This is a genomic window from Methanococcoides sp. LMO-2 (assembly GCF_038432375.1).
GTDB lineage: Archaea > Halobacteriota > Methanosarcinia > Methanosarcinales > Methanosarcinaceae > Methanococcoides > Methanococcoides cohabitans.
On record NZ_JBCAUS010000002.1, the window covers coordinates 696,857 to 709,612 of the forward strand.

General features: G+C 44.3%; 11 protein-coding genes. 4 read left to right on the forward strand and 7 right to left on the reverse strand.

Features of this window, described 5'->3' with window-relative positions; translation table 11 throughout:
* Positions 1–12: 12 nt before the first annotated feature.
* Both WOA13_RS03525 and WOA13_RS03530 read right to left on the reverse strand, forming a co-directional pair.
* Entirely contained in the window at positions 13–1,278 is a 1,266-nt protein-coding gene (locus tag WOA13_RS03525) for a COG1361 S-layer family protein (protein ID WP_342126606.1), read from the reverse strand.
* Positions 1,275–1,766, reverse strand: a complete 492-nt coding sequence (locus tag WOA13_RS03530) for a GbsR/MarR family transcriptional regulator (protein ID WP_342126607.1) — start codon at positions 1,764–1,766, stop codon at positions 1,275–1,277. The genes WOA13_RS03525 and WOA13_RS03530 overlap by 4 nt, the downstream gene beginning before the upstream one ends.
* A 129-nt stretch (positions 1,767–1,895) precedes the next feature.
* On the opposite strand from WOA13_RS03530, the gene WOA13_RS03535 reads away from it, so the two are divergent.
* Positions 1,896–2,990: a DUF7544 domain-containing protein gene (locus WOA13_RS03535; protein ID WP_342126608.1), complete on the forward strand. Its 1,095-nt coding sequence runs from the start codon at positions 1,896–1,898 to the stop codon at positions 2,988–2,990.
* Positions 2,991–3,141: 151 nt separating this feature from the next.
* Here the strand turns inward: WOA13_RS03535 and WOA13_RS03540 are convergent, their stop codons facing one another.
* Both WOA13_RS03540 and WOA13_RS03545 read right to left on the reverse strand, forming a co-directional pair.
* Positions 3,142–5,880: a right-handed parallel beta-helix repeat-containing protein gene (locus WOA13_RS03540; RefSeq protein WP_342126609.1), complete on the reverse strand. Its 2,739-nt coding sequence runs from the start codon at positions 5,878–5,880 to the stop codon at positions 3,142–3,144.
* 457 nt (positions 5,881–6,337) lie between these two features.
* Entirely contained in the window at positions 6,338–7,414 is a 1,077-nt protein-coding gene (locus WOA13_RS03545; protein WP_342126610.1) for a uroporphyrinogen decarboxylase family protein, read from the reverse strand.
* A 451-nt stretch (positions 7,415–7,865) separates the two neighbouring features.
* Between WOA13_RS03545 and mch the strand changes: the two genes are divergently transcribed.
* Both mch and WOA13_RS03555 read left to right on the forward strand, forming a co-directional pair.
* Positions 7,866–8,828 (forward strand): methenyltetrahydromethanopterin cyclohydrolase, encoded by a 963-nt coding sequence (gene mch, locus WOA13_RS03550; protein ID WP_048205020.1) that lies wholly within the window; start codon positions 7,866–7,868, stop codon positions 8,826–8,828.
* A gap of 61 nt (positions 8,829–8,889) precedes the next feature.
* Complete coding sequence (locus WOA13_RS03555) at positions 8,890–9,363, forward strand: DUF2124 family protein (protein ID WP_342126612.1); 474 nt, start codon at positions 8,890–8,892, stop codon at positions 9,361–9,363.
* 109 nt (positions 9,364–9,472) lie between these two features.
* Here the strand turns inward: WOA13_RS03555 and WOA13_RS03560 are convergent, their stop codons facing one another.
* Positions 9,473–10,507: a class I SAM-dependent methyltransferase gene (locus tag WOA13_RS03560; RefSeq protein ID WP_342126613.1), complete on the reverse strand. Its 1,035-nt coding sequence runs from the start codon at positions 10,505–10,507 to the stop codon at positions 9,473–9,475.
* Between the two features lie 126 nt (positions 10,508–10,633).
* Here WOA13_RS03560 and WOA13_RS03565 point away from each other — a divergent pair, with 126 nt between their 5' ends.
* Positions 10,634–11,368 (forward strand): transcriptional factor MsvR, encoded by a 735-nt coding sequence (locus tag WOA13_RS03565; protein WP_342126614.1) that lies wholly within the window; start codon positions 10,634–10,636, stop codon positions 11,366–11,368.
* Between the two features lies 1 nt (position 11,369).
* On the opposite strand, the gene WOA13_RS03570 is transcribed toward WOA13_RS03565, so the two are convergent.
* Positions 11,370–12,059, reverse strand: coding sequence for a DUF2110 family protein (locus WOA13_RS03570; RefSeq protein ID WP_342126615.1), 690 nt, complete (start codon positions 12,057–12,059; stop codon positions 11,370–11,372).
* A gap of 24 nt (positions 12,060–12,083) precedes the next feature.
* Positions 12,084–12,662 carry a MarR family transcriptional regulator gene (locus WOA13_RS03575; protein WP_342126616.1) on the reverse strand — a complete coding sequence of 193 codons (579 nt, stop codon included), beginning with the start codon at positions 12,660–12,662 and terminating at the stop codon, positions 12,084–12,086.
* Between the last annotated feature and the right edge of the window lie 94 nt (positions 12,663–12,756).

Here is a 12,756-nt window from a genome sequence, read left to right on the forward strand (position 1 = left end):
ATTGAAGACCTCTTATTCTTCATCTTCAATTTCAGTTTCTTCTTCTACTTTCTTGCCAGCAGGATTATTGCTACCTTCCATTAACTGCTTGATGATCTCATCCTTTGACCTTTTCATCCTGTAGTTATAGTAAACCAGTCCTCCGATAACTGCCAGAACAAGCAGGGCCAACAGAACTGTTCCTGCACGACTGTTGCTTTCCATGACAATAATACTGACCTTTGTTTCGACCTGCTCTTCGCCAAAATCGTCGATATAGGTAATGGTAACAGGGATCTCATACTCCCCTGCTTCATCAGCTATGAAAGTGATAACTGCAGGACCATCCTCATTGGGATCAAGGGTTCCGATAAAGGATTCTTTTAAGCCCATGAACGGATGGTCGGCATAGACCCTGATCGAATTGATCCTGCGGTCTCCGGAGTTCTCTATCCTCATGGTCAGCTCCACAGTGTCATCAACAGAAGGAATTACAGGATCCACCTTTACAGAAGCAAGATGCAGGCTTCCTTTTTTGTCAAGCACGGTTATCGTAATGTCGTATTCATCCTGCTGTATTCCGAAATCGTCTTCATACCTGATGATGACAGGGATGTTGAATTCACCGGCACTGTCTGCTTTGAACTTGAACAATGCAGTTTGACCACCATTCAGGCCAAGGGTTCCGATAGTAGAATTCTTAATGCCTTTGAAATCATGATCCACACTAACAGATACGGATTTTGCGATTGCTTCACCGAAGTTCTCTATACCCAGTGTCAGGTCGACAGTATCCCCTTCATAGATATACTCAGGATTGGTGGTGACGGAAGAGATCCTTGGTTCGGCATCCTCACCTGTCACACTGACATCGACCTCATAATACTTCGTGGTCTCAAGCTCTTTATTTGCATATGTCAGTTTCATCTTGATTATATGAGGGCCGGGATTTGCATCCGGGGTTGTCCTCATGTGGTATATCAGATTCCTTTCGCTTGAAGGGTATGAGAATTCAGCAATTCTGGTTACAAGATCTTCTGTGACGATGATATCCGGAGGGATGCTGATGATCTCAAAGGTAATATCTTTAGGAGCTTCGGAACCGCAGCTCTCAAGATCGATGGCAAGGGTGAACTCTTCATCGATGCCTACCGAACTGGGGCTTAGTTCCTTTATCTCTGCATTTAGACATATTATCCCACCAGTAAAAGAATCGTCTGCTGATGCTGCTGTTGCTCCGGTTATAGCAACAGCAAGAACGAGCAGTAACAAACATAAAGGTCTTACATTCGGATTCATCTTTTATTCACCTCAGCCCTGATATTTTCTGTGTATTCGATCAATTTCTTGAAGATAAGTTCCAGTGCAACCATCTGCTGATAATAGTCCTCGATGATGTTGAGCATATCTTCGGATCCCTCAGCGTCACTATTCCTGCATCTTTCAATCATTGCAGGGAGATTCTGGAGTGCAGGGACCACCATGTGTTCATTCTTGGACCGTATCGCATTGATACTCAGTGTCAGCATATCCCGTTGAACCGAGAAATACAATTTCTTGGAACCGGACCTCTTTGTCTTTTCCACCAACTTTACTCCGGAAAGCAGTTTCATTGCCGCACTGACTGCTGAAAAACTATATCCGGTTTTTTTAGAAAGGTCATCAAGGGTAAGCGGATCAGGTGCGGAATAAAGTACTGCAAGTAACTTAGAGGAAAGCTCATCAAGCCCATAGGACTTCATGCTCTGGTATACAAGGTTCTGAAATTCTTTCTTTGCAGTTTCCATTTCAACGCCTTATTTTTGTTATTTCCAGTAATTAATAGATATTGTAGATGTTGAATATATATGTTACGATCGTTAGATCTCACAAAATACATCAGAAACTATTTATGCAACCTGACGATATTTAGACATATGGACTTGTATGTAGTCGAAGCTGTGGATAAAGCCGTTTCCAGAACAAAGAAATGCCTTTTTGAGCCCTTTGATTTCTGGAAATGGATGAAACTTGCAATCATCGTTATGCTTATAGGCGGAAGCGGAGGTAATTTTAATGGCGGTGGGAATAACTATTCGTCCAATGATTACGACTTCCATGATTCAGGTCCGTTCGAGGGATTTGCTGACTCATTCGGAGGACTGGCCGACCAGATCCCCACCAGCGCCCCGGACCTGGGATTGATAATCGCAATAATTCTTTTCATATTTGCCCTTATACTATTCTTCTCATACGTCTCAAGCGTGATGGAATTCGTGTTCGTTGACTCCCTTGTGAGCAATGAAGTTAAATTCTGGGAATACTCCCGCAAGTACCTGAGAAAAGGCCTGGGACTGCTCACATTCAGGCTATTGGTGGGCATCCTTCTGCTTGCCATCATTGCAGCTATGGCCCTTCCAATTGTGCTGCCGTTGATAGCCTCCACAGGCCAGAACTTCGAAGAAACCATCATGGTTGCTATTGTCTCGGCAATCTTCCTGCTGATCGGCATAATCCTGGTAGTAGCAGTAATCGGAGGAATTATCAGTTCATTTGTCAACCTCTCGATCCCTGTTGCCATCTACACCGAAACTGGCATCTTCCGCGCATTCGCCAACGTATTCGGACAGTTCAGGAAAGACTGGAAACAAATAATCGGCTACTGGTTTGGAAGAATAATTCTCGGGATTGCCGTTGCCATAATAATCGGCATCCTCATGCTGATAGTGATAATCGCAGTGGGGCTCTTCCTCCTGCTCGCTGACCTGCTGTTGTACTTTATCCTTACAACAGTCCTGCCCGGATCGGATATCGCCATATGGATAGTCCTCGCACCGATCATCCTGATCGAACTGGTATTTTTCATATTCCTGCTTGCATTTATTGCATTACCTGGAAGAGTGTTCATGAAGTATCACATGATCACGTTCCTGCAGCAGTGGTATCCTGAAGTGGAGATTCCGGTGTTTGATGTGGAGCAGAATGATGAGGAAGAGGAAATAGAAGTAGAAGAGTCCGATAGAGAAGTTTGAAAGATGTTGAAATCCGACACTTCACACAGCAATGTGGGAAACTGATGTGATTTCTAATAATATTTCAATTATCTCAGAACAGAAGGAATCTCAAGACTAGAAATAAAAAAAGAGTTAGAAGGATTTGTTATCAATCCTTCCTTCCCCCCATTCATTCTTCTTCCTTATCCTTCCGCCTCTTCCATAAGATGAAGAACACGATCATCAGTGCAAAGAATAGCAGCACTACACCGATTACAGAAGTTGCTCCAGAGTCATCTTCCCCCCCATCAGTTTCTTCAACAGCTTCCTCTTCAGGAGTTATCTCTTCAGGAGATACTATGGTTGCATTACTGATTCCATCTGAACTGGAAGTAACATTTTCTTCAGGCACTTCAGGTTCTTCCGGCATCGGTATGTATCCACCACCGCCTCCACCTCCAGTGCTACGTTCTTTGGTAGATGCCGTGATATTTGACCAGTTACCCATATTTCCAGCAGCGTCAACCGGGCGCAGACTGTAATCGTAGGATGTTGCAGAAGCCAATCCTGTATCTTCATGGCTGACACCGAATACATCGGTAATGTATACGTTGTCCCTCCACAGTTCCGCGTGATCCGTGTCAGGGGAAGCGTCCCATGAAAGGGTTATTGAACTGCTTGTAGTTCCTGCAATCGTGAGATTTGTAATGTTTGCAGGAGGTATCGTATCGACCCTGAAATTGATCAGGGGTGATACGTACTCATCGCCTATGGTATCATTGGCATAGACTATGATGGTATGATCCCCATCAGGCAGTGCCGGCAATATTAAGTTGGGTATGAAGGTGACATTGGCAGTGCCATTGATACTATACCACCAGGCATCCATTACTTCGAAAGAGGAAACATTGAGCGGAATTGTGCTTGTGGCATAGATTGAATTGTTCTGAGGTGTTTCCACCACAATCGGATTCGTAACACCCGTCAGTGGCAGATAGTCGATGTTAACCCCGTCAAGATCAAACTGAGAATCACCTATTCCGTCCCCATCGTTATCAACACCACCATAATCTGACCAGTAGTTACCTCCAAGATAGTAACCACCTGCGATATTCGTGCCTGCGGTCTTAGCGATGTTCCAGATATTTCCTGAATTTATCCCTGTAAATAGAGCATTATTCGTGTTGTTGAAGTTGTTGTTGTATATGAGATTGTTGCTGGAATCACCCACCTCAATACCAAAATTAGCATTGCTCAACACGATGTTGCTTGTAAGGGTGTTGTCGTCGGAATCATCCAGATCGATACCTGATCCGGCATTGTCCGACATTATATTGCCGACCACGCTGTTATTGATAGAGTACTCTAGATCAATACCATCCTCAACATTGTTCGACACTGTATTGCTGGTCAGCGTGTTGTGGTCAGAATAATCCAGATGGATTCCATCATCTCCAAGATTGTTCGACACTGTATTGTTGGTCAATGTATTGGAGTCGGAATCAGTCAACGCAATACCGCCATTGCTGTTGTACTCCACCGTGTTGTTGATTAGAATATTGTTGTTGCTGGAGTCTTCCATATCAATGCCATCACTGCTACTGTACGAAAACGTGTTGTTGGCTAGCGTGTTGTAGCTGGAATAATCCATCTCAATACCTTCGTCGCCGTTGTTCGACACCGTGTTGCCGGTCAACGTGTTGTTGTCGGAATTACGTAGATAGATGCCGTCCAGATAAAAACCCACGTTTCCGTTGTACTCCACCGTATTGCTGGTCAAGGTGTTGTTGCTGGAGGACCACAGGAAGATGCCAGTATCGTTGTTATTAGAAGCCGTGTTGTTGGTCAGAGTGTTGTTGTTGCTGGAAGACAGCCAGATGCCTCTATCGGTATTGTTCGACACCGTGTTGCTGGTCAGAGTGTTGTTGTTGCTGGAAGAAGTCAAACCGATGCCATCCTCGGCGTTGTTAGACGCTGTATTGTTGCTCAGAGTGTTGTAGTCGGAAGAATCAGTCAGCTGGATGCCAGCGTTGGCGCTGTTAGATGCTGTATTGTTGCTCAGAGTGTTGTAGTTGCAGGAATCACTCAGATGGATGCCAAAGCTGTTGTTCGACAACATGTTGCTGGTCAGGGTGTTGTTGTTGCAGGAGATCCACAGACTGATGGCGCTACCGCGGTTGTTCAATGCCGTATTATTAGTCAAAGTGTTGTTGCTGGATTGATACAGGCTAAAGCCAGCGAGGTTATTCGACAACGTGTTGTTGGTCAGAGTGTTGTGGTTGGAATCCCAACCCAGATTGATGCCAGAGAAGCTGGTGTTCAACACCGTGTTGTCTGTCAGAGTATTGTAGCTGGAATAATCCAGATCGATACCATATTGGGTATTATTCGACGCCATGTTGCTGGTCAGGGTGTTGTTACTGGAATACCACAAAACAATACCATAGTGGTTGTTCGACGCTGTATTGTTAGTCAGGTTATTGTAGTAGGAATAAGACAGATAGATACCGTCCCAATTGCCCGACAACGTGTTGTTGACCAAGGTGTTACTGGAGGACCGCAGTTCGATGCCAGGTGCACCCCCATCCGTAGCACCACTCACAGTGAATCCGCTGATGGTCACCTGATTTGCAGTAACATAAAATACAGCGTTGTAAGAGTCGTCAGCAATGACATTTGTGACGGCAGCACCACCTGTTGACGTGATGTTTAGTTGTCTATTCACGTCCACGTTCTCATTGTACGTGCCAGGATACACAAGAATGGTATCGCCTGTGAAGGCGGCAGCACTCACCGCATCCTGGATTGTAGTGTAGTTCTGTGGACCAGGAATGCTTGTCACGTTGAAAGTCGCTGCTGCAGCAGTGCCTGCATTCATCAATACTAAAGCTATTCCAAAACAAATCAGTATAGTTTGATTTAATCTCATTGCATCCACCACCTTATTCTAACGATCTTCCAAATCGCCTACATCTGCAGAGATCGCTATCAATAAGGCAGTACGTGCCAAAAACCATCAGCTACAATAAAGGCAGTGCTACCTTGCTGTCCCCACAGCCAAATGTTAACCCTTATTTAAAGGTTGTATATTATATTATAAGAAAATTATGAATGAATTGTATAAGTCTTGCAATAATATTTAGGCGATTATATAAGAAGAAATGCTGTTAACAAAAAGAGATAATAAAAATATGGATTCTTTAAGAAATATTCCTTCAGTATTTTATCAAAAGACATAATTCCAAGATTGAAAAACAAAATATTTAGGCTGGAGAATCATGATTAGACCAAACTATTTTTGTCAAAGATTTCCTGTTTCAATCTTCAATTATAAGACTTTTTAAAAAATGAAAAAGGATGCAATGACCATTGCTCATAATGGCCATTTATTCGTATCTGCCATATTTTTCGGCAGCATCCATCATAGCCATCAATTTGATCGGCGGTGCGCCAACAGGGAATTCACAGCCTGGAGCCAGTATGAAACCTGAGGGAGAATCTTTCCCTTCAAGAATATTCTGTCTGCATATTTCCACTAACTCTTCATATGATTTGGTAATGAAAAGTGACGGATCTATATTACCACAGACAACATCATGATCACCAAATGCTTTTACCTGACTACTTACAGGTGTTTCCGGACCAAAGAGCCATACATATTTTCCAGCCCATCCAAGTTCGTCCCTCATTTTTACATAATAAGGGATGTTACCATTCTGGTTTGCACACGGGTGCATAAGTACAGCATGTACTCCCAGTTCTTTCATATGAGAATGAATTCTCTTCATGTAAGGAAAGGCGAATTCTCCAAACATATCAGGAGATATCATAGTATTGGATTCAGATGGACCCCCATCGAAAGGAAGCAGGTTTTCTGCACCATATTTGTCTGCGAAATAATCTATAGCATTGATGAACATATCCGCAACCTTACTAAGTAATACGTGTACAGATTTGGGTTCCATCATAATCCAGGTCAAAAAATCAGATGTATCCGCAACAACTGAAGCAGTTGTAAATACACTGCCTACCTGTATAGAGACCGGCATACCAAACTCAGCACATCTGGAAGCTAGTTTATCCGCTTCTTTATATGCACCAGGAAGTGAATCCTTGAAGTCAGGTACACTTAAATTTTCAATATCATCAATGTTCTTCACAGGATGTTCTATAACATAGGGAGCACCCTGTCCTTTGCCATAAGGAAAACCTATTTTGCCTCCAAATTCCCAGGCACCGCAGGAAGCATATCCATACATCGGTGTCTCTTCATAACCATGCAGGCGCATTGAAGCTAACTGTGCTTCAAAACACTTGTTTCCATCTGCATACCAATCACCAAGAGATATACCAAGAATCTTTGAAGAATATCCCAAAGCAAAAGGAACCACAGGTACACGATCCGGTTTTTGTCCGGACATAACTGCCATCATCCGTTCAGGTGATGTCATCCTCTGTGCCATTATTTATTGCCCCCTTATAGACTACTGTTTTGGCTTTAGCTTTTGGAAGATTTACAATACTATATTATCTAAATTCTGAAAGCTAATATCCCCCAAAATATCACCAATAAGAACTCTGTTTAACTTCCTAATAAATCAGAGTGTTAGAAAAATATACAAATCTTAGATTAGTACAGAAAAATGACCAATAATAATCAAAAGACCTCAGCTCCAGAGCTTACATAATTTCATAAACAAGGTCCTTTAGAAGACCTCAGCAAAAACAAAGATTTACTTATATTAGTGCCAAGAGCATTTATCAACGATCATAGCTTTCACTTATATTCTGCATAATTTTACTCAGCAGTAAACATAAAAATAAAAACCACTCTCCATTAACTTCCTAAACACCGATAAATTCATATTCTAACCTACCCAATCATTGACACCTAACCATGTAGAGGGATTTAAGATGATAAGTGTCAACGAAAAGGGCTTAGCTATTATTGATGAGATGTTAGACTGGGAAGAAGAGATCAAGGTCGAGTCAAAGGAACTTGAGAACGGCGCTACCATCATTGACTGTGGTGTCAATGTTGAGGGTGGCTATGATGCAGGTATGTACCTCTCACGCCTCTGCCTTGCAGACCTTGCAGAGATCTCATACACAAAGGTCGACCTCGATGGTCTTCCAGTACCAGCTATTCAGGTTGCTACAGACCACCCTACCATCGCATGCATGGCATCCCAGTATGCAGGATGGAGAATTGCAGTCGGTGACTACTTCGGTATGGGCTCCGGTCCTGCAAGAGGCCTCGGTCTTAAGCCAAAAGAGCTCTACGAAGAGATCGGCTACAAGGACGATGCAGATGCAGCAGTTCTCGTAATGGAATCCGACAAGCTCCCAACCGAGGAGATCGTTGAGTACATCGCAAAGCACTGCAGTGTTGAACCACAGAACGTTTACGTCGCAGTAGCACCAACATCATCAATCGCAGGTTCAGTACAGATCTCCGCAAGGGTTGTTGAAACAGGTATCCACAAGCTCGAGTCCATCGGCTTTGACATCAACACCATCAAGAGCGGTTTCGGTGTAGCACCTATCGCACCAATTGTCGGAGACGACACAAAGTGCATGGGTTCAACCAACGACTGTATCATCTACTGTGGTGAGACCTACTACACCGTTGACTACGGAGACGCAGAGAAGCTCGAAGACTTCGTAAAGAAGGCACCATCCACCACATCAAGGGACTTCGGTAAGCCATTCTTCACAACCTTCAAGGAAGCAGGTTTCGACTTCTTCAAGGTCGATGCCGGTATGTTCGCTCCTGCAAAGATCACCATCAACGATGTCGCAACCAAGAAGTCATTCACCAGCGGTCGCATCAACCCTGGCATCCTTCTCGAATCATTCGGCATCAAGAACGTATAATCTTATTAATTCGATATGCAGCCGATATGGCTGTATAATCTCTTTTTTTAATGGAGTTATCATGGAAGTAATCAATAATGCCAACGGCATCGGCGGACTTCTGACATCTTTCAGAGAGCTTGTTAAGGATTCAAAGAAAGTAATGTTCATCGGAACCACTGGCTTCTGCACACCTTTTGCAGAGATAATGTCATTCGTCCTGAGAGACACACCTATCGAGGTAGGCTTCATTCCCGACATCCGCAACCACGAAGCAAAGGCAATAGTATCCACACCAAGCGGCATGCAGATCGGTGAAGATGTCGACTATCACGCAGATACCGTCGTCCTTCTGGGCGGACTAGCAATGCCAAAGATGAACATCGACGTAAATGATATCAAAAAGAACATGGAAGACATTCTTGAAGGTGCTGACAGCACAACTGTGATAGGAGTATGCTTCCAGTCAATGTTCGATACCCAGTGCTGGATCGGACCCATCGACTTCGACTACATCATCGATTCCGACATGGCAGTAAGCACTATCAAGGTGTGAGCCAAAAGCACACCTTATTCTTTCTTATTTTTGCAATTACGATCGCAAATGGCAACGGTACTGCCATATTCATGAGAAAATTGTTGCATAGCTCACGGGCACAACAGAATCATTTGATGTAAGCATCAACCACAACATGCCAGACGCCGGGAGAATACTTCTTGATGTGATGACATCCGCATATCTCTGCATCCCTGCCAAGAGCAGAGGCAGCATCTTTGATCCGCCTGATCGGACGATCGAAAACCAGTGCCTCAGGTGTGGTCTCATGATAATGCAGCATTCCGCCTTCCTTTCGGATAGCTCCAATACCTTTGTCAAGATAATGATGCGTGGTTCCCACGTAGCCCATGATCACCCTGTCAGCAACTCCCTGCGGAGTTACCTCACCGCAATCACCATTGATAGCTTCCACAACTCCCTCAAGGTAGTTCAGGCGGATATTCTCAAGCAGGTAATTGTAGGACACCGGATTCAGCTCAATTGAATAGACCTTTTTGGGCTTGCCGTGGACTGCAAGTGGTATCGAGAAGTAGCCGATGCCTGCGAACATGTCCACCACGACCTCATCCCTGCCAAGCTTGCTCATGCGCTTTCTCTCGGCAAGGTTGCCCTTTGAGTACATGATCTTAGTCGCATCCAGTTTGAAGGAACAGCCATGCTCCTTCTGAATGGTCTCGGTGTCCTCTCCAATGATGACCTCACGATCAGGTTCCCTGAAAGTTCCCCTGATGCCAAAATCCTGCAAAACACACCTGCACCTGGGATTGATCTCCAGTAGTTTCCTTGCGATGTCCTCCCTGTAGCTTTGCAGCTCCTCAGGGATGGTAACGATCACGATGTCGCCGAGCACCTGCCAGCCTGACGGGACGCGGCCGAGCAGATCCTCAGGGATGATCCCATCCAGGTGCTCCTTCAGGGACATGGCAGCACGATAGAATTCCGGCTCCTCCTGTTCGATGATCTCAAATCCATCAACACAGGCAGTCACAGGAACTTCAGCAAACCTGCCATCCGGATGTTCAACTATCCTTATCTTTCTGCTTTTGTCCAGAACGTCCCTGGAAATAAGTTCAGCCTTTACCTTTTCAACATCCCTCACAGGGATCACTACTGCTTTCATAGACCTGCCTGAATCTGTCATGGGAGGAAAATAAACTATCGGTCAGACAGGTGAATTTTGTGCAAATAATACATGTGATCGGAGAGGAAAACTGTGATCATTCGGATACTACCGAACTTTTATATATCGAATAAGCAATTACTAGATATGAAAGGAGAAGGTCACACTGCCCTATTTTCAAACAGTGACGGCATTATTGCCATCGAGGGACCGGTAAAACTCCAGATAATGGAGTTATTGAAAGAAAGTTCCAGATCGTTCGATGAGATCGTAAAATATACGGGAAAAGCAAAATCCACCATCTCTGTGCACCTGAGTGACCTTAAGCAACATAACCTCCTCGAAGAACGGATCGATCCCAACGACCGGCGCAAGAAGACCTATGTAATGTGTTCCCAGTATGCTGCGTGTTCCCAGAAACCCGTAGTCGAGCACTATCATGAGACACTGAAACGATTTACGAACACTTTCGATACTGAAATTGACATACTTACAACTTTTTTTCACGCCGTCCAGAGTGGCTTTGAGGCACAGGGGATCAACCACCGGCCTATAATGGAGACCATCGGACAGGATATCGGCATAAGACTTGCCGAAAATTTCAACTCAACATATCTTGAGGGACTTTTTGAAGAAGTAGCTGATTACTGGGACATGCACAAGCTCGGAAACCTTTCTGTCCTATCCTATGACCCCCTCGCAATAAATATCGATGACTGCTTTGTGTGCAAAGGTGCACCTGACATCGGCCAGAACCTCTGCTCATTTAGTGAAGGCCTGCTTCAGGGAATAATATACAGCAAGCTCAACATGCAATGCAACATTGTAGAGATAGAATGTCATGGCAATGGTTATGACCACTGCCTTTTCGTAATGCAATAAATCAGTGTGTACCCCTTATAACACCGATGTCTGCTTTCACAAGAGGACCGATCTCAGCAACAATTCCGGGACCATCGGTGTCTTCACGGCAGACTACCGCATTTTCCAGGATGCCAAGCCTTTCAATGCCGTAAATATCCCTTCCATGTCCTTTTTTCTTGATAGCGGCCTTAAGTTCGGAACGTGTAACAGAGTTCACAATAAGCCTGTCAGTGGTTGCTTTCTTCCAGGTCCAGAAAAGATCGACCTGTTCTCTGGTGAAACTGCCTGTGATCATGCCATCCTGGCCTTCGATCTTCACAGAAACCGGCAGGTGTGGGATAAGGCCAAAGCGGGAAGCGATCTGTGATACACTGCCGACCCCGAGAACTTTAAGAGCCTCAGGCAGGACCTTTACACCAGTACCGATATCCACAGTTATCCCTTCATCATCGATGGAAGAAATGAAACCCTTGTAGATACTTCCATTTTCCACGCTTTTGACAGGAGTTCCATACTTGTCGATAAGGAAATTGGCTGCAAACACATCATCCTCACCTAAGATTTCCAGCTGAAGCCACCCTTCCGGATCAACAGACAGTATGACCCCTGCATCAAGGTCCTTAAGCTCGTTCTCGAGCATGAACGCCGCAGAGTTCAATGCACGTTCAAAATTAGAATATAATTTGATATTCAGAATTGCTGTTTCCATGGCTACTCATTGAACAGGATGCATTTAACCGTTTTTGTTCAGAAGCGACAGGAAGACTTCTCTGGTGGCATTGAAAGCATCAATGACCTCATCGTCCACAGGTACCTCAGCAGAATCGATCATTTCGCCTATCATAGCAAGTTCGCGGCTGAAAGGTCCAAGCCTCCTCTTTGTGGTAGCTTCATCAGCATCAGAGGACACCAGTTCCCTATAGATTGTCTCAACCTTGAGGCGCAGTTTTTTGATCTTTTCCATGATCTCGGTCGATGCCGGGTCAAGTTCTGGCTCACTAACCTCATGGCGGCCTTCAAGGTCATATTCATCCGGAAGTTCTCCACCCAGAGATACAATAAGCTCCTTCAGAAGTGAAACAACATTAAACCCTTTTTCGGTCAGCTCAACATACTTGATACGCCCTTCCACACTGAATACCACAAGACCGTCCTCTTCCATTCTTGACAGTATCTTTGTCGTGTGAGCGAATGTAGAATTGATCTCCTTTGTAATTACAGAGGCATATGTTCTTCCATAGAACCAGATCGCCAGTAATGCAAGTGTTGGCTTCTCCTGCAAGAACAGATATTCCGGATTTTCCTTTGCCATTCAAATCTCCTCTGAATATATATTAATAACTTAATATTTTTCCGACAAAACAATGATTATCTAATTTGATATATATTACTTTCTATAGTACATT